Origin of the sequence: Kocuria sp. UCD-OTCP, from assembly GCF_000349605.1 — a bacterium.
In the GTDB taxonomy this organism is placed as follows: Bacteria; Actinomycetota; Actinomycetes; order Actinomycetales; family Micrococcaceae; genus Kocuria; species Kocuria rosea.
Genome location: NZ_AOSQ01000025.1, coordinates 15857 through 33030 on the forward strand (window position 1 = coordinate 15857; position 17174 = coordinate 33030).

General features: G+C 73.7%; 13 protein-coding genes. 5 read left to right on the forward strand and 8 right to left on the reverse strand.

Annotation, left to right across the window (positions count from 1 at the left end; translation table 11 throughout):
• Nucleotides 1–23: 23 nt before the first annotated feature.
• Both H488_RS28290 and H488_RS28295 read right to left on the reverse strand, forming a co-directional pair.
• Nucleotides 24–2492 (reverse strand): GcvT family protein, encoded by a 2469-nt coding sequence (locus H488_RS28290; RefSeq protein WP_017833546.1) that lies wholly within the window; start codon nucleotides 2490–2492, stop codon nucleotides 24–26.
• A 48-nt stretch (nucleotides 2493–2540) separates the two neighbouring features.
• Nucleotides 2541–2903: a bifunctional 3-phenylpropionate/cinnamic acid dioxygenase ferredoxin subunit gene (locus H488_RS28295; RefSeq protein WP_017833547.1), complete on the reverse strand. Its 363-nt coding sequence runs from the start codon at nucleotides 2901–2903 to the stop codon at nucleotides 2541–2543.
• A 351-nt stretch (nucleotides 2904–3254) separates the two neighbouring features.
• Here H488_RS28295 and H488_RS28300 point away from each other — a divergent pair, with 351 nt between their 5' ends.
• The 4 genes from H488_RS28300 (at nucleotide 3255) to H488_RS28315 (ending at nucleotide 8643) form a co-directional block, all read left to right on the forward strand.
• The gene (locus tag H488_RS28300; protein ID WP_017833548.1) at nucleotides 3255–4445 is read left to right on the forward strand and encodes an NAD(P)/FAD-dependent oxidoreductase; all 1191 of its coding nucleotides are present in this window, start codon (nucleotides 3255–3257) and stop codon (nucleotides 4443–4445) included.
• A 77-nt stretch (nucleotides 4446–4522) separates the two neighbouring features.
• Nucleotides 4523–5722: an aromatic ring-hydroxylating oxygenase subunit alpha gene (locus H488_RS28305; RefSeq protein WP_017833549.1), complete on the forward strand. Its 1200-nt coding sequence runs from the start codon at nucleotides 4523–4525 to the stop codon at nucleotides 5720–5722.
• Nucleotides 5712–7661, forward strand: coding sequence for a BCCT family transporter (locus tag H488_RS28310; RefSeq protein ID WP_017833550.1), 1950 nt, complete (start codon nucleotides 5712–5714; stop codon nucleotides 7659–7661). The genes H488_RS28305 and H488_RS28310 overlap by 11 nt, the downstream gene beginning before the upstream one ends.
• Nucleotides 7662–7797: 136 nt before the next feature.
• The gene (locus tag H488_RS28315) at nucleotides 7798–8643 is read left to right on the forward strand and encodes an IclR family transcriptional regulator (protein ID WP_017833551.1); all 846 of its coding nucleotides are present in this window, start codon (nucleotides 7798–7800) and stop codon (nucleotides 8641–8643) included.
• Nucleotides 8644–8710: 67 nt separating this feature from the next.
• On the opposite strand, the gene H488_RS28320 is transcribed toward H488_RS28315, so the two are convergent.
• Entirely contained in the window at nucleotides 8711–9271 is a 561-nt protein-coding gene (locus H488_RS28320) for a hypothetical protein (RefSeq protein ID WP_017833552.1), read from the reverse strand.
• 520 nt (nucleotides 9272–9791) lie between these two features.
• Between H488_RS28320 and H488_RS28325 the strand changes: the two genes are divergently transcribed.
• Nucleotides 9792–10466 (forward strand): SDR family NAD(P)-dependent oxidoreductase, encoded by a 675-nt coding sequence (locus H488_RS28325; protein WP_017833553.1) that lies wholly within the window; start codon nucleotides 9792–9794, stop codon nucleotides 10464–10466.
• A gap of 49 nt (nucleotides 10467–10515) precedes the next feature.
• On the opposite strand, the gene H488_RS28330 is transcribed toward H488_RS28325, so the two are convergent.
• The 5 genes from H488_RS28330 to H488_RS28350 form a co-directional block, all read right to left on the reverse strand.
• Nucleotides 10516–11631, reverse strand: coding sequence for an NAD(P)-dependent alcohol dehydrogenase (locus H488_RS28330; RefSeq protein WP_017833554.1), 1116 nt, complete (start codon nucleotides 11629–11631; stop codon nucleotides 10516–10518).
• Between the two features lie 197 nt (nucleotides 11632–11828).
• Complete coding sequence (locus H488_RS36100; RefSeq protein WP_017833555.1) at nucleotides 11829–12524, reverse strand: hypothetical protein; 696 nt, start codon at nucleotides 12522–12524, stop codon at nucleotides 11829–11831.
• Nucleotides 12525–12718: 194 nt separating this feature from the next.
• Complete coding sequence (locus H488_RS28340; RefSeq protein WP_017833556.1) at nucleotides 12719–14353, reverse strand: ATP-binding cassette domain-containing protein; 1635 nt, start codon at nucleotides 14351–14353, stop codon at nucleotides 12719–12721.
• Between the two features lie 361 nt (nucleotides 14354–14714).
• Nucleotides 14715–16028, reverse strand: a complete 1314-nt coding sequence (locus tag H488_RS28345; protein ID WP_051063779.1) for an MFS transporter — start codon at nucleotides 16026–16028, stop codon at nucleotides 14715–14717.
• 10 nt (nucleotides 16029–16038) lie between these two features.
• Complete coding sequence (locus H488_RS28350) at nucleotides 16039–17055, reverse strand: helix-turn-helix transcriptional regulator (protein ID WP_017833558.1); 1017 nt, start codon at nucleotides 17053–17055, stop codon at nucleotides 16039–16041.
• Nucleotides 17056–17174: the final 119 nt, after the last annotated feature.

A 17174-nucleotide genomic window follows, 5' to 3' on the forward strand; every position in this document is an offset into this window, starting at 1 on the left:
CCCCGGCCGCGACGGCAGGGGCCTCAGCCGCGGATGCGCTCCATGCCGGGGTCCACGAGCGGCTCGGCGCTGACCGTGGCGGGGACGCGCTCGCCGAGGTACTCGATCTCGACGCCGTCCCCCTCGGAGAGCTCCGGCGGGAGCCAGGCATAGGCGACCGGGCGGCCCACGGTGTGGCCGAAGACGGCGCTGGTGACGTAGCCGGCGGCGGCGCCGTCCACGTACACGGGCTCCTTGCCCATCACCACGGAGCGGCCGTCGTCGACCGTCAGGCAGCGCAGCCGGCGCCGCACCTGGCCGTCGGAGGCCACGGCCGCCGACCCCACGAACTCGCCCTTGTCCTTCTTGACGGCGAAGTCCAGTCCCGCCTCCAGGGCGGTGTGCTCCGTGGTCATGTCGGTGCCCCAGGACCGGTAGCCCTTCTCCACGCGCAGGCTGTTGAAGGCGGCGCGCCCCGCGGGGACGATGCCGAACTCCTGGCCCGCCTCGTGCAGCAGGTCCCACAGCCGCAGTCCCTGGTCCGCGGTGGTGTACAGCTCCCAGCCGAGCTCGCCCACGTAGGAGAGGCGCATCGCGGTGACCCGCAGGCCGCCCACCCGGATCTGCTTGGTGCGGAAGTACTTCAGGCCGTCGTTGGACAGGTCGTCGCGGGAGACCTTCGCCATGACCTTCCGGGCCTTCGGCCCCCACAGCCCGATGCAGCAGGTCTCGGCGGTGGTGTCCCGGACCAGGGCCCAGGCCGTGGGGTCCGCGGCGCTCTGCCGGGTGGCCTCGGCGGACAGGTACGCCACGTCCACGCTGCTGTTGATGCCGGCCTGGAACAGGTTCTCGCCGAGCCGGGCCACGGTGATGTCGCTGCGGATCCCGGCCTTCTCGTCCAGCAGGAGGCAGTACGTCACGGCGCCCGGCTTGCGCAGGACGTTGCCGGTGGTGAGCCGCTGCAGCAGAGCGGCGGCCCCGGGACCTTCGACGGTCACGCGCTTGAGCGGGGTCATGTCGTACATCGCCACGGCGGTGCGGGTCTTCCAGGCCTCGACCGCCGCGATCGGCGAGTGGAACCGGGCCGCCCACGGCTCGCGCTCCGGCTCGCGCCACTCCTCGGGCAGCTGCTCCAGGAGCGCGGCGTTGGACTCGTACCAGTGCGGGCGCTCCCACCCGTGGCTCTCCAGGAAGAACGCGCCGAGCTCCAGCTCCCGGGGATAGAAGGGGCTGACCCGCAGGTTGCGCGGCGACTCCCGGGGCTGGAGGGGGTGGAGGACGTCGTAGATCTCCACGAAGTTCTGCTTGCCCGTCTCCTCGACGTACTCCGGGGAGAGCTGCACGTCGTCGAACCGGGTGGCCTCGCAGCCGTGCAGGTCCGTCTCCGGAGCGCCGTCCACCAGCAGTTCGGCCATGGCCTTGGCCACACCCGAGGAGTGCGTGACCCACACGGCCTCCGCCACCCAGAACCCGGCGAGGTCCGGGGACTCACCGATGAGCGGGCCCCCGTCCGGGGTGAAGGAGAAGATGCCGTTGAAGCCCTCGGCCACCTCGCTGCCGCGCAGGCTCGGCAGGAAGCGCCGGCTCTCGGCCCACTGCTCGGTGAAGTCCTCGGGCGTGAAGTCCAGGCGGGAGGGCATCCGGTCGTGGGCGATGTCGCGGGGCGCGTAGTGCGGCAGGTCGGCGAGGTCCACCGGGATCGGGCGGTGGGCGTAGGAGCCGATGCCGATCCGGTCCCCCCACTCCCGGTAGTAGAGGTCCGCGTCCTGGTGCCGGAGGATCGGCAGGGTCGCGCCGTTCGGGGCGTCGTGCTTGCCGACCAGCTCCGGGACCGCGGAGGTGAAGACGTACTGGTGGGCCAGCGGCTGGAGGGGGCACGGCATGCCGGCCATCTCGCCGATCGCGGGTCCCCAGAATCCGGCGCAGGAGACGACGATGTCCGCCGGCACGGTTCCGTCGGACGTGGTCACGCCGGTCACGCGGCCGTTCGAGCGCTCGATGCCGGTGACGATCGTCTCGGCGCAGTAGGTCACGCCGGCGCGCGTGGTGCGCTCGATGAGCACCTGCACCGCCTTGGCCGCCAGGGCGAGCCCGTCCGTCGGCACGTGGTAGCCGCCCAGCACCATCTCGGGATTGACCAGGGGATGCTGCGCGAGCACCTCCTCGGGGGTGAGCAGCCGGCCCTCGATCCCCCAGGAGGCCGCGTAGCCCACCTTGCGCTTGAGCTCCTCCAGCCGCGCCGGCGTGGTGGCCACCTCGAGACCGCCGACCTGGTTGAAGCAGCCCAGGGAGACGAGCTTCTCGACGGTGTACCGCGCGAAGTGGGTCATCGTCCGTGACGGGTTCGTCTGGTAGACGAGTCCGGGCGCGTGCGACGTCGAGCCCCCGGGAAGGGGCAGCGGACCCTGCTCGAGGACGGTGACGTCCGTCCAGCCGCGCTGGACGAGCTCGTCGGCGAGGTTCGTGCCGACGATGCCGGCGCCGATGATGACGACGCGAGGGGTGGTGCTCATGGGGCGGTTCTCCTGACCTGCGGATGTCGTGCGGGGGCTCGGCCGGGTTCAGCTCGGCCGGGACTCGTGGCCGTTGACGGTGAGACCGGGCGGCAGGTTCGGTGCCTCGGACGACTCCTCGACCATGATGATGCCGTCCACGACGCTCACCTCGTGGGCCCGCACCGGCAGCTTGGCCGGAGGGGCGTCCACCGCGCCGGTGCGCAGGTCGAACTTGGACGCGTGCAGCGGGCACTCCACCTCGCACCTCTCCACCCAGCCGTCGGCGAGCGAGGCGTCCTGGTGGGTGCAGGTGTCGTCGATGGCGAACAGCTCGCCCTCCTCCGTGTGGAAGACGGCGATGGGCGGGACGGTGTCGAGGCGCAGGGCGTCACCGGGGGCGAGGTCCTTGAGGGGGCAGGCCTGGTGCATCGGAGCGGATCCTTTCCTGAGGTGGCTCGGGCCTGCTGTGCCGAGCGTTGCCACCTCGACCGCACTGCCTCACGATGAGCAACAAGTGTTGCAATGTGCAACATCGTGAGGACTTCCACCGAACCCTGTCAAGAGCCGGGGCCCACCCGGAACCCGCGCGGGGCCGCACGGGGACGCAATGTAAATTCCCCGGGTCGAATTCGCCGGACCCCTTGACGGGGCCGGTGACGAGGTTCACGCTGATTCTCACATTGTGAGCCGTGTTGCACGAAGCGCACAGGACGTCCGGACCTCGGACCTCCCCGCCCTTGCTCCGGGTCATTCAGGACGAAGATCTGAAAGGGGTCCCTCATGGAGTCCCTCGTCATTGTCGGAGCGTCGCTGGCGGGCCTGTCCGCCGCCCGGGCCGCCCGGAACCTCGGGTTCGCCGGACGACTGGTGATCATCGGTGATGATCCCCAGCGCCCCTACGACCGCCCACCGCTGTCCAAGGACTTCCTCGCCGGCCGGATCGAGCTCGAGGACCTGGCCCTGGAGACCGACGACGAGGCCCTGGAGGCCGAGTGGATCCTCGGGACCCGGGCGGTGTCCTTCGACGCGACCACCCGCCTGGTGCACCTGGAGGACGGGCGGTCGGTGCGCGCCGACGGCCTGGTGATCGCCACCGGGGCCTCGCCCCGGTCGCTGCCGCAGCTCGCCGGGAGCGCGAACGTGGTGAGCCTGCGCACCGTCGCCGACGCGCAGAGGCTCCGCGGGCTGCTGGCTGCCGGGCGGCGGCTCGTGGTCGTGGGCGCCGGCTTCATCGGCGCGGAGGTCGCCTCCACCGCCCACGCCCTCGGTCTGGACGTCACGGTGCTGGAGAAGTCCCCCACCCCCCTGTGCGGCCCGCTGGGCACCGAGCTGGGCGGGGTGGTCGCCGGGCTGCACGAACGCGCCGGCGTGGAGCTGATCTGCGGCGTCGACATCGAGGAGTTCGAGTTCACCGGCGGGTCGGTCAGCGCGGTGCGCCTGGCCGGCGGCCGGGTGCTGCCCGCCGACGTGGTGGTCGTGGGCATCGGCGCGGCGCCGAACACCGCCTGGCTGGAGGGCTCCGGGATCGAGCTGTGCAACGGCGTGCTGTGCGACGCCGTCGGGGCCACCAGCATCCCCGGGGTCGTCGCCGTGGGCGACTGCGCCGCGTGGTGGGAGCCGGGCACCGGCCGCCACCACCGGGTGGAGCACTGGACCGGGGCCGCCGAGCGCCCGGCGGTGGCCGTGGGCGCCCTGCTGGGCGCCGACCCGGCCGGGCTGCCCGCCGTCAAGCCCCCCTACTTCTGGTCCGACCAGTACGGCACCCGCCTGCAGTTCGCCGGCGACGCCTCCCGCGCCGACCGCGTGGCCTACGAGCACGGCGGCCCGGACCAGGACTCCCTGCTCGCCGTCTACTACGCCGGGGACGAGCCGGTCGCCGTGCTCGCCTGGAACCAGACGAGGCTCTTCTGCCGCTGGCGCAAGACCCTCGAGAAGCTCGCCGTCGCCGCGGTCCAGTCGCTCGCGGCCTGACCGCCCACGCAGCCCTGCCACTCCTCCTCCCTCTCCCACCCCGCGCTCTGCGCACTGTCCGAACCCAGGAGTTCGTGTTGTCGATCAACGTTGTCTCGGAGTCCCTGATCTCCACCCTGCCCGGCTCCACCTACGTGGACGAGGCAGTCTTCCGCGCCGAGCAGGAGCGCATCTTCGAGCAGATGTGGTTCTGCGCCGTGCGCGCCGCCGACCTGGACAAGCCCGGAGCCTTCCGCACCGTCCAGGTCGGGCGGGAGTCCATCATCATCACCCGCAACCGGAAGCACGGCATCCGGGCGTTCTACAACATCTGCCGCCACCGCGGCGTGAAGCTGTGCATGGAGGACGCCGGCGAAGCCGCGCGCTCCTTCCAGTGCCCGTACCACGCCTGGACCTACGACTTCGACGGCAAGCTCATCGCCGCCCCCAACCTCACCAAGATGCCCGACATCGACCGCCAGGAGTACGGCCTGGTCACCATCCCGGTCCGCGAGTACCTCGGCTACGTCTGGGTCTGCCTGGCCGAGAACCCTCCGTCCTTCGAGGAGGACGTCATGGGCGACATCCAGGAGCGCCTCGGGGACACCCAGGCCATCGAGGGCTACGACATCGCCAACCTCTCCCTGGGCCGGCGGATCACCTACGACGTGAAGGCCAACTGGAAGCTCATCATCGAGAACTTCATGGAGTGCTACCACTGCGCCACCATCCACCCCGAGCTCACGGAGGTGCTGCCCGAGTTCGCCGACGGCCTCGCCGCCCAGTACTTCGTCGGCCACGGCGCCGAGTTCGGCGACGACGTGCGCGGCTTCACCATCGACGGCTCCGAGGGCCTCGACAAGCTCCCCGGCGTCGACGACGACCACGACCGCCGCTACTACGCCATCACCGTCAAGCCCACCGTGTTCGTCAACCTCGTCCCCGACCACGTCATCATCCACCGCATGTTCCCGCTGGCTCCGGACCACACCGTCGTGGAGTGCGACTGGCTCTACCTCCCCTCGGTCGTGGACTCCGGCAAGGACGTCTCCACCTCCGTGGAGCTCTTCCACCGCGTCAACCAGCAGGACTTCGACGCCTGCGAACGCTGCCAGCCCGCCATGAACTCCAAGATCTACGCCAAGGGCGGGGTCCTCGTCCCCTCCGAGCACCACATCGGCGCCTTCCACGACTGGATCACCGACAAGGTCGGCGACGTCGTCGGGACGGCGCCACCCCGGTCCTCCGGGACCGGGCCGCAGCACCTGTTCCCGGGAGGGGATCACGATGAGCACTGAGAATCCACCACTGGTTCCGTCGTCGGACGCGGAGGCCCCGCCGGCCTGTCCCGTCGACGACACGACGCACCTCCACGAGGCGGAGGCCGAGGAGACCCAGATCCTCGGCGAGCTCAGGGAGGGGGTCCAGGAACGGCGCAGCGCGCTCCAGGGAGAGCCCCGGGGCCTGGACAAGGTGATCTTCGGTGTGACCGGCGCCCTGGTCGTCGCCTTCGTGGTCTGGGGCTTCGTCGGCACGGAGAACCTGTCCACCGTCTCGACCGCGGCGCTCGGGTGGGTCCTGGAGAACACCGGGTGGATCTTCGTGCTGCTGTCCTCCCTGTTCGTCGCCTACGTCCTGTGGCTGGCCCTGGGCCGGTTCGGCAACATCCCGCTGGGCAAGGACGGCGAACGGCCCGAGTTCAGGACCGTCTCGTGGATCTCCATGATGTTCGCCTGCGGCATGGGCATCGGCCTGATGTTCTACGGCGTCGCCGAGCCCCTCTACTACTACATCTCCCCGCCGCCGGCCACGGTCGACGCCGGCACGGCCGAAGCCGTCGAGACGGCCATGGCCACGTCGCTGTTCCACTGGACGCTGCACCCCTGGGCCATGTACGCGGTGCTCGGCATCGCCATCGCCTACGGCACCTTCCGGCTGGGCCGCAAGAACCTGCTCTCCGAGGCGTTCGTGTCCCTCTTCGGGCGGCGGGCGGTCGACGGCGCCGGCGGCAAGATCATCAACATCCTGGCCATCTTCGCCACGCTCTTCGGCTCCGCGGCCTCGCTCGGGCTGGGCGCCCTCCAGATCGGCAGCGGCCTGCAGTTCAACGGCGTGGTGGGCGAGGTGGCCACCCCGATGCTCGTGCTGATCATCGCGGTGCTCACGTTCTGCTTCGTGGCCTCGGCGGTGTCGGGCATCGAGCGCGGCATCCAGTTCCTGGCCAACACCAACATGGTGCTCGCGGTGGTCATGGCCCTCATCGTCTTCGTCGTGGGGCCCACCCTGTTCATCCTCAACCTCATCCCCAACGCGATCGGCTCCTACCTCCAGCAGCTGCCGGAGATGGCCGCCCGCACCGAGGCCTCCGGCGGCGAGGACATGCGCGCGTGGCTGTCCAGCTGGACGATCTTCTACTGGGCCTGGTGGATCTCCTGGACGCCGTTCGTGGGCATGTTCATCGCTCGCATCAGCCGCGGTCGCACCATCCGCCAGTTCGTCACCGGCGTGCTGCTGGTGCCCTCCCTGGTGTCCCTGCTGTGGTTCGCCGTCTTCGGCGGCAGCGCCATCCACATCCAGCGGACGGCGAACGCGACCCCCGACCCCGGCGACGGGATCGCCACGGTCGTCGACGGCGTCCCCACCATCTCCTTCGACGGCGCGATCTACGACATGTTCAACAGCCTCGGCACGCCGCAGGCGCTGACCATCGGCCTGGCGGTGCTGGCCATGGTGCTCACCGCCATCTTCTTCGTCACCGGTGCCGACTCGGCGTCCATCGTGATGGGCTCCCTCAGCTCCCGGGGCAGTCTCGAGCCGTCGAAGCCCGTCGTGATCTTCTGGGGCGTGCTGATGGGCGGGGTCGCGGCCGTCATGCTCCTGGCCGGCGGTGACACCCCCGCGGAGGCGCTGGGGGGTCTGCAGCGGCTCACCATCGTCGCCGCGCTGCCGTTCGTCCTCGTGATGTGCGTCCTGTGCATCGCCCTGACCCGCGACCTGCGCGCCGACCCGATGTGGCTGCGCCAGCGGCTGTCCGACTCCGTGGTGCGCCGCGCCATCCGCACCGCTGTGGACGAGTACGGGCACCAGAAGTTCACCCTGGTCACCCAGGAGAGCACGGATCCGCCCACGGGCCAGATCCAGGCCGTGGACGCCACGGCCGCCGGTCAGCCGATCTACGCCCGGGTGAAGGGCCAGGAGAACGGCCAGGTCCGGAAGAAGAAGGCGGCCCGCCCATGACGCCGCGGGACGGTCCGGGACGCGCCCGGCCCGCACGGCACGTTACCGGGCGCCCGGGCCGCTCCACCCCGGCGGGCCGGGGTGGAGCGGGCGGAGCGGACGGAGGGCGACAATGACGATTGACTACCATGGAGTCATGTCCTCCCCCGGCCCCAGACCCCCGACCGCCCCCGACGCCGCCAAGGAGCAGCCCGGCACGGACGGGGTCACCCCGGGGGGCGTGCAGTCCGTGGACCGGGCCATCACGGTGCTCGAGGTCCTCGCCCGGACCGGCGGTTCGACGGTGACCGAGGTGGCCGCGGAGCTGGGCGTGCACAAGTCCACCGCGTCGAGGCTGCTCGGCGCCCTGGAGTCCCGGGGCCTGGTGCACCACCCGAGCGACGGCAGCCCGTATCAGCTCGGGTTCGGCATCCTTCGGCTGGCGCACGCGATCCCCGGCCGGCTGAGCGTGGTGGCCGAGGCGCGCGACGAGGTCCGCGGCCTGGCCCGGACCCACTCCGAGACGGTCAACCTGGCGGTCCTGCGGGAGGGCCACGCCGTCAACGTGGACCAGGAGATGGGCCCCTCCTCGGTCGCGACCCACGACTGGATCGGGAGCCTGACCCCCCTGCACGCCACCGCCAGCGGGAAGGTGCTGCTGTCGGGGCTGCCGTCCGACGAGAGGGCCCACGTCCTCCGCGACCAGGGCATGCCGGCCCTCACCGCGCGCACGATCACGTCGAGGGAGCAGCTGGAGCGACAGCTGATCGACGTGGTCGCCCGGGGCTACGCCACCGTGTGCGAGGAGTTCGAGATCGGGCTGAACTCCGTCGCCGTGCCCGTGCGGGACCATCTCGGCACGGTCATCGCCTCGATCAGCGTCTCGGGACCGGCGTTCCGGTTCACGGAGCAGCACATGGCCGACCTGGTCGAGGACCTCAAGGAGGCCGGCCTGCGGGTCAGCCGGCGCATGGGGTACGCCCCCCTCGACGACTCCGCGTAGCAGCATCCGCGCCGCCTCGCCCCTGGCACGACGTGGTCCACGGCGCCCGGGACGGCCTCTCGAGCACTCAGGCGCGGAAGGAGGCGATCATCGCCTCGACCTGCCGGTGCTGCTCCGATCCGGCGTACTCCCGGGCGGCCTCGAGCGTGGGGAAGTCGTGGACCGAGCTGAAGATCACCGTCCGGTAGGTGATGCCGTTGGGCGCGACCACCCCGGTCTCGACCAGCCCCAGGCCGTACAGGACGTGCGGCAGCATCGTGGTGGGCGGAGGGGCGTCCGCATCGGTCAGCGAGGTCACGAGCCGCACGGCGTCCGGCCAGCCGTACGCGTTGCGCAGCTCCGGCGAGGACGTCAGGTCCATGGCCACGGAGCGCACCACGAACTCCCCGCTGCTGGACAGCGGCACGCTCCCCGGGACGTCCCCGAGGTGGGCCACCGGCGGCATCGAGCAGTCGGGGCCGCACTCGGCGCCCCAGGCGATGAGGACCGACAGGTGGCCGACGGGAGCACCGTCCGGCCCGAGCACCGTCACCGTGCCGCCGACGTCCGAGAAGTCCCCGTCCACGCTCCACGTCGCGGGCAGCTCGAAGGCGAAGGCGGCGTCCGCGGCCGTGCCGGAGTAGGTCACGAGCTCCGCGGGAGCCCCAGTCGGACTCGCCGTCGGGCTCGCGGTGGGCGTGCTGGTCGGGGCCTCCGTCGGACCGGCCGTCGGGTTCTCGGCGGTCGGCGACGGCCTCTCCGTGGCTGGTTCTGTGGCTGGTTCCGTGGCCGTCGGGGACTCCGCCGCCGTGGCGGCCGGCGACGCGGCCGGGCTCGTGCCCTCGGCGGAGGGGTCCCCTCCGGACGGGGTGCCGCAGGAGGCCAGGATGAGCAGGGCCGCGGCGGCCGCGCCCAGCGCCCGGGTCGGTCGTGACGTGGTCGGTGACATGTGGACGGCCCCCCGATCGCGGAGCACCAGCGCCCCGGGCGTGCGCCCGGCCCGGCTCCGAGGACTGCAGGCTACGCCGCCCGGTTCGCGGTCGGCAACGGCGGGCGGCGGGTGCCCGGCGATCGTTGTGGGATCGCAAATTGCTGGGCGCTGTCGGAGAGCCTGGGTACGCTCGGGGCACGGCCCGCTCCGGGGTCGCACCGGGGACAGGAGTGGGGCCATGGACCTGAACGGCGCGAGGATCCTCGTGGTGGGGGCGACCGGCGTCCTCGGACGGCGGCTGTGCGAACGGCTGAGCGAGCGCACCACCGACATCGTGGTAACGGGCCGCTCCGCCTCCGCCGCGGAGGAGCTGCGGCGCGGTCTCGGCCTGCGCGCGGCCCACGCCCTCGACCTCGTGGACCACGACGAGGCGGCGGAGGTGGTGCGCCGCGCGGCCGAGGAGCTCGGCGGGCTCGACGCCGTGGTGATCGCCACCGGGGTCGCCGCGTTCGGCCCCGCGGCCGACGAGGACGAGGCCGTCGTGGAGGAGCTGTTCGAGGTCAACGCCCTCGGCCCCATGGCCGTCATCCGGGCGGCCCTGCCCCACGTCGCGGACGGCGGCGCGATCGCGGTCCTCACCGGTGTGGTCGCGGAGCTGCCGCTGGCCGGGATGGCCGGCTACGCCGCCAGCAAGGCGGCCATGGCCTCGTGGCTGGGGTCGCTGCGGCGGGAGCTGCGCCGTCGTCGGATCGCGGTGATGGACGCCCGGCTGCCGCACATGGACACCGGGCTCGTGGACCGGGCGCTCACCGGCCTGCCGCCCCGGCTGCCGCCGGGGCACAACGTGGACGACGTCATCGCCGCGGTGGAGCGCGGCCTCGAGCGCGGCGTCCACGAGCTGCGGATCGACTGAACCGGGTGCCCGTGCCCGCCGGACCCGCCGCGGCGGTGGAGGCGCCGCGTCACCGGGGCATGCGGATGACGGGCTTGACCACGTCGCCGGACCCGCTGTCGGCGAGGGCCTGTTCGATCTCGTCGAGCTCGTAGAAGCGCACCAGCTCGTCGAACGGGAACCGCCCCTGCCGGTGGAGGTCGATCAGGGCGGGGATGAATTTCCCGCTGCGGCTGCCGCCGCCCAGGACCCCGACGATCCGCTTGCCCCACAGCGCGTGCATGTGGTCGAGGCTGAAGCGCGCCTGGGCGGGCGCGCCGCCGATGAGCACGAGCGTGCCCAGCATGCCCACGCAGTCCGCGGCCTGCTCCACGACGGGGACCACCCCGGTGCACTCGAAGGCGTAGTCGGCGGAGCCGCCCGTGATCCGGGCGACCTCCGCGACCACGTCCGTGTCCCGGGAGTTGATGACGTGGGTGGCCCCGTAGCGGGTGGCCAGCTCGAGCCGGGAGTCGTGCAGGTCCACGGCGACGACCGTGGTGGCGGCGGTGCAGCGGGCGGCCATGATCGCGGCCAGTCCCACGGCCCCGACGCCGAAGACCACCAGGGACGAGCCCGGCTCCGGTCGGGCCTCGTTGAGCACCGCGCCGGCGCCCGTGCCCAGCCCGCAGGCCAGGGGTCCGAGCAGCTCGAGCGGCACGTCGTCGGGCGCCTTCACGAGGGCGTCGGCGAGGACGATCGAGTGGGTCGCGAAGGACGACTGGCCGAAGAAGTGCCCGGAGACCTCCGAGCCGTCCGCCCGTGTGTAGGCCGAGGTCCCTGCGTCCTCACCCCGGAAGCGGCGGCCCGAGACGAGAGCCTCCCCGGTCCGGGCGCAGTAGCGGGGCTGCCCGTCCAGGCAGTTGCGGCACGCTCCGCACGAGGGCCACCCGATGACCACCCGGTCGCCGGGCACGACGGCGCCGACGCCCTCGCCGACCCGTTCCACGATCCCCGCGCCCTCGTGGCCCAGGATCCCCGGCAGCGGCAGCGGCATGTCGCCCGCACGGGTGATGGCGTCGGTGTGGCAGACCCCGGTCGCGACGATCCGGACCAGCACCTCCCCGCGGCCGGGCTCGGCGAGCTCGACGTCCTCCAGCTCGAACGGGGCCCCGATGCCCTCGACGACTGCGGCGCGGATCCTCATGGTGTCCTCCTCGGCACTCCCGGTGCGGTGACGCGGCTCACGCGCCCCCTGCTCGGCAGTCTAGGGGCGGGCACGGTCTCCGGGGGAGGTCAGTCCCGACCGGACGGGACGAGTCCGCCCGGAGCCGATCCGCGCGGGAGGCGGCGGACGGCCCGCGGGCGGCCGCGGCGCACTCCTCCCGCAGGAGGAGCGACGGGTCAGCCGTGGCCCAGGTCCCGCATCTGCTCCGGGGTGAGCCGGCCCCCGTTGGCCGCCGCGGCCTCGAACGTCGGCAGGTGGATCTCCTGGGAGGCGCTGCGCAGGTTGGTGAAGACGCGGGTCAGGGGTTCGTCCCCGCGGACCTCCTCCAGCAGCCGGTCGTAGAGCGCGATGTTGTGGGTCTCCCAAGCCGCCCAGGCGGTGGCGGCGGCCTCGAGGTCGGTGGGCGCGGAAATCCGCCCGGTGTAGGGGTTCGGCGGGACCGTGACGCCGAGCCGCTCCAGCTGGCGGGTCAGGGCGTCGACGTGCTGCTCCTCGGCGGCCTGGATGCTCGCGTACGGCTCGACGGGTCCGAACTCGTCGACGACCGCCCGGTACTGCGCCGAGGCGGCGTACTCGCCCTCGGGGGACATCAGGGCCTCCCACGCGGCCGCGGCCACGGGGTCGGCCGGGGCCGGAGGAGTCGACACCGAGGGGACCGCCCCGGCAGCGCCCGGGGCGGGCGCCGTTCCGGGCTGCGTCGCCGGGCCCGTCGCGGTCGGGCCCGGCGACGCGGGGCTCGTCGTCGCCGAGCTCGACGGGCTCGACGTCGGGACGGTGCCGTCCCCGGTCGGCGGGGAAGCCTGCGGACCGCAGGCGCTGACGGCCGTCACGAGGAGCACCGCGGCGGCCGGGACGATCAGTCTCTGGTGCATGATCCGTTCTCCATCCTGGGAGGAGCGGCCCGGCGGGGTCGCTCGGCTCGACGGTCTGCGGTGACGCCGATCACAACACACCCCAGGGGGTATGCGGGAGCAAGAGGTGTGACGCCTCCGCGCCCCTCTGTGACGACGTCCGACCGACCCTCTGCTCCGCGGTCCGGGGCCGACTCTTGCCCACGGCGGGACCGTCACAGCGTCAGCCGCGACCAGCCCTTCGTGTCCCGCAGGAGCTGCCGGTCGTGGGTGGTCAGCACCACGGCCGCGGCCGTGGCGGCGAGGGCCTCGGTGAGCTCGTCCACGAGGGCGATCGAGAGGTGGTTGGTCGGTTCGTCCAGCAGCAGCACGTGCGGCCGGGACGCCAGCACCACGGCCAGCTCGAGGCGCCGCCGCTGCCCGGCCGACAGCTCCGCCACGGGCCGTCCGCGGTCCCGCGCCGCCAGCAGCCCCAGGGACTCCAGGGGGGCCACCTCGTGCTCGGCCAGCCGGTCCGCGAGCACGAGCCGGACGAGCTCCTGCTCGTAGACCTCCTGGGCCGAGCGCGCCCCGTGCCGGACCCCGTCCTGCAGCAGGTGGCCGATCCGCGCCCCGGGGGCGGCGGTGCGCCGCCCCGCGTCGGGAGCCAGCGCACCGGCGAGCACCTGCAGCAGGGTGGACTTGCCCGCCCCGTTGGGGCCTGCGACGACCAGCCGGTCCCCGGACTCCAGCAGCACGTCGACGGGCCGGAGCAGCCGGCCCGTGACCGCGACGCCCTCGGCGCGCACCAGCTCGACGCCGGGCAGCGCCGGCAGCTCCGGCACCGACAGCTCCAGCGGGGGCTCGGGGACGTCCACGCGGTGCCGCTCGAGGTCCTCCTGCCGGCGGTGCACCGAGCGGACGAGCCCCGGGGCGCGGGTGGCGCGGGTGTGCTTGCCGGTGCCCTTGTCCGGGCGCCATCCGTCGACCAGGCGGGAGCGGGCGCGCTGGAGGTTCCCGGCCAGCCGGGCGTGCTCGGCCTGCTGCTCCCGGTGGTCGTGGATCCACCGCGAGCGCTCGGCGGTCCGGCCGGCGCGCCAGCCCGCCACCCCGCCCCCGTACCACCGCGGGCGGCCGTCCCGGCTGGGGTCCAGGTCCAGGACGGTGTCCACGACCTGGCCCAGCAGCCGCCGGTCGTGGCTGACCAGGACCACGCCGCCGCGGAACTCGCGCAGCGCCGCCCCCAGGTGGGCCAGCCCCGCGGCGTCGAGGTGGTTGGTGGGCTCGTCCAGCAGCAGGAGGTCGTGGACGGTGCCGAGCAGGCAGGCCAGGCGCACCCGGTAGCGCTGGCCCACCGAGAGGGTGCCGAGCACCCGGGAGCGGTCGGTCACGGCGTGCAGGGCCTGCAGGGCGAGGTCCACCCGCCGGTCGGCGTCCCAGGCGTCGAGGGCCTGGGCGACCGCCAGCGCCTGTGCGTACTGCTCCGGGGCGCCCGGCCGGTCCGCGGCGAGGGCGCGGGCGGCGGCCTCGACCTGCGCCACCGCGGTGTGCTCGGCGGTGAGCTCGAGGTCCAGGAGGTCCCCCACGGTGCCCTCGGGCGGCACGGGCAGCTCCTGGTCGACCACGGCGAGCGTGCCGGTGCGGCGGACGGTGCCGGCGTCCGGGAGGAGGGCGCCCGAGAGCACCTCCAGCAGCGAGGTCTTGCCGCGGCCGTTCTCCCCCACCACGCCGAGGCGGGTGGTGGGGGTGATCGTGAGGTCGAGCCCGTCCAGGACGGTGCGGGAGCCGCGGACCAGGCGGATCCCGGTGGCGGTCAGCTGGGCGTGCTCGCCCGCGGGCACGGCGGGACGGTGGACGGGAACGGCGGACATGCTTCCTCCGGGATGCGGAGCCGCGCGCGGCCGGACGGCCGGGGCTCCTGACGAGGGGACGGGTGGGCAGGACGACGGACCGCCGCGGCGGACGCGCGGCGGGATCCGGAACCCGTCAGAGGAAGAAGTGGTGGAACATGGTCGCTCCAGGATAGCCGGGGACCGTCGGCTCGGGAGAGCCCCGGTCCGCTCCGCTGAGTCCCCACCCTCCGCTCACCCCGAGCGCCGAGTCCCCCGTCGCTCGCCGGATCCCCAGGACTTTGTTGGGGACCCGGCGCACAACGTGGGGGCTCGGCAGAGTGGGTGGCTGCGAGGTGGGGACTCGGCGGGCGGGGCGGCCGGGAGAGCAGCGGGCCCCAGGTCAGGGGGTCCGGCGCTCCCGCAGGACGCCGGCCATCAGGGCCGCGACGAGCGCGAAGACCGGGACCACGAGCAGCGCCGCCCGCAGCCCCACGGCGTCGGAGAGCACCCCGACGGCCGGGGACAGGCCGAGGAAGCTGATCCGCATCAGCCAGCTGACCAGGGCCAGGCCCGTCCCGGTCCGCAGCCCGGGGATGTCGTCGGCGGCGTGGAAGGCCGCGGGCACGAGCGTGGCGCAGCCGAAGCCGGCCAGCGCGAAGCCCGCGACGGCCGGGCCCGGCGCCGGGGCGAGGACCACGAGCAGCATCCCGGTCGCGCTCAGGGCGGCCCCGGCGCGGACCACCGCGGCCCGGCCCCAGCGGTCGGTCATGGGGTCGCCGAGCATCCGGCCCACGAACTGCGCCGCCATGAGCGCCACGAGCCCGAGCCCCGCGGTGGCCAGTGGGGCGCCCAGCTCGGCGTTCAGGTACACGGCCGACCAGTTCTGCCCGGCGTCCTCGACCATCACCCCGGCCATCGCGATCACGGCCACGGGCAGGAGGCTGACGACGACGATGCGCCCCGCCGACCGCCGCCCCGTCCCGGCGGGCCCGGAGCCGGGGTCCGGCCGGGAGCCGGTGGTGCCCAGGCCCGTCGTCGTCGTGCCGTCCGGAAGCGGATCCTCCGGCGGCGGGTCGTCCGAGCTGACCGTGCGCAGCTCCTGCCCCTCGGCCGGGCTCAGCGCGGCGCGCAGCGCCACGAGGGCGACCGCGCTCCACACGAGCCCGCTCGCCGGCAGGTGCCACCCCAGGGGCACGCCGAGGGCGAGCGCAGCGGTGCCCATGAGCCCGCCGACCACGGCGCCCAGGCTCCACAGGGCGTGCAGGGAGTTGATGATCGAGCGGCCGCGGGCGCGCTGGACCTCCATCCCCTGGGCGTTCTGGGCGGTGTCCACGTGGGCGTCCAGGGCGCCGCCCAGGAACATCGCCGCGAGGAACACCCCCGCGCCCAGCCCCGTGCCGGCGCCCAGGCCCGCCCCGGCCCCGGCGGCCGCGAGGCACACGGAGAGCAGGACGGTGCCCAGGGCCGCCACCCGGCCGGAGCCGAAGCGGCGGATCGCCCGGGCGGGGAGGGCGCCCACGAGGATCGCCCCGAGCGGGAACGCCACGACCAGCAGGCCGTAGAGGGTGTTGGAGAGCCCGAACGCGTCCTTGACCTCCGGCAGGCGCGGCAGCAGGTTGGCGTAGAGGGCGCCGTTGGTGAGGAAGAACGCGGACACCGCGATCCGGGCGCGCCGGACCCGCGCGGGGTCGAGGGCGGTGGTCTGGACGGTCACGTCCACGACTCTAAGGGCTGGGTTCCCCCGCCTCCGCCCCCGGCCCGCTGGAGTCAGGGGGCGACGGGCCGTCCAGGGCGTCGCCGAGGCGGTCCCGGAACCCGCGCACGGCCTCGGCCACCTCGTCCGAGCACAGCAGCCGCCACGGCACGTCCGCCGGGATCCAGGGCAGCGCCATCAGCAGCTCCGGGACGGAGCCGCCGGTGACGGTCCAGTCGACGGTGTCCCCGGGACCCTGCACCGCCGTGGCCGCCCACGGCCCGAAGTGCTCCCGGACCCGGTCCAGGCCCACGGTCATCCGCACCGTCAGCTCGTGCCGCGCGGCGTCCGCGCCGTGGGCGGCCAGGACGAACTCGGCGGCGTCCGCGGCGGGCAGCTCCCGCGGCGCGACGCGCACGGCGGTGCCCGCCAGCCTCCGCAGCCGGTCGATGCGGAACGTGCGCCAGTCGGCGCGGTCGGCGTCCCAGGCCACGAGGTACCACCACCGGTCCCGCGGGACCAGGGAGTGCGGCTCGACCAGCCGGGCGCTCTCCCGGCCCTGCCGATCGACGTAGCGGAAGCGCACCCGCTCGTGGTCGCGGCAGGCCAGGGCGAGCTGGGCGAGGACCTCGGTGGCCACGTGCGCGTCCGTGCGGGCCACCGGGACGGTGTGCGCCTGCAGCGCGGCGACCCGGCGGCGCAGGTGCCGCGGCAGCACCTGCTGGACCTTGGCCAAGGCGCTCAGCGACGTCTGCTCGCCGTCGCCGACGCCGTGCACCGCGGCGGTGCGCAGCCCCACGGCGATGGCCACGGCCTCGTCGTCGTCGAGCAGCAGCGGCGGGATGCTGGTGCCGCCGGCGAGCTGGTACCCGCCCGCCGTGCCGGGGCGGGCCGTGACCTCGTAGCCGAGCTCGCGCAGCCGGTCGATGTCCCGGCGCAGCGTCCGCTCGGAGACCGTCAGCCGCTCGGCGAGCTCGGGCCCGGACCAGTAGCGGTGGGTCTGCAGCAGGGACAGCAGCCGGAGCACCCGCGACGTCGGATCGGACATGACCCGCAATCTATGCCCCCCTGCGGACAGCTGGTGGCCTGAATGCGCTCTACCGTGGACCCATGAGCACCCCACCCATCATCAGCGCCCGCGGGCTGAGCAAGAGCTTCCGCGGGCCC

Coding starts and splice junctions, on each gene's coding strand:
- H488_RS28325 (WP_017833553.1), top strand. CDS start 9,792: ATGGACCTGAACGGCGCGAGGATCCTCGTGGTGGGGGCGACCGGCGTC.
- H488_RS36100 (WP_017833555.1), bottom strand. CDS start 12,524: ATGCACCAGAGACTGATCGTCCCGGCCGCCGCGGTGCTCCTCGTGACG.
- H488_RS28340 (WP_017833556.1), bottom strand. CDS start 14,353: ATGTCCGCCGTTCCCGTCCACCGTCCCGCCGTGCCCGCGGGCGAGCAC.
- H488_RS28290 (WP_017833546.1), bottom strand. CDS start 2,492: ATGAGCACCACCCCTCGCGTCGTCATCATCGGCGCCGGCATCGTCGGC.
- H488_RS28315 (WP_017833551.1), top strand. CDS start 7,798: ATGTCCTCCCCCGGCCCCAGACCCCCGACCGCCCCCGACGCCGCCAAG.
- H488_RS28295 (WP_017833547.1), bottom strand. CDS start 2,903: ATGCACCAGGCCTGCCCCCTCAAGGACCTCGCCCCCGGTGACGCCCTG.
- H488_RS28300 (WP_017833548.1), top strand. CDS start 3,255: ATGGAGTCCCTCGTCATTGTCGGAGCGTCGCTGGCGGGCCTGTCCGCC.
- H488_RS28350 (WP_017833558.1), bottom strand. CDS start 17,055: ATGTCCGATCCGACGTCGCGGGTGCTCCGGCTGCTGTCCCTGCTGCAG.
- H488_RS28310 (WP_017833550.1), top strand. CDS start 5,712: ATGAGCACTGAGAATCCACCACTGGTTCCGTCGTCGGACGCGGAGGCC.
- H488_RS28330 (WP_017833554.1), bottom strand. CDS start 11,631: ATGAGGATCCGCGCCGCAGTCGTCGAGGGCATCGGGGCCCCGTTCGAG.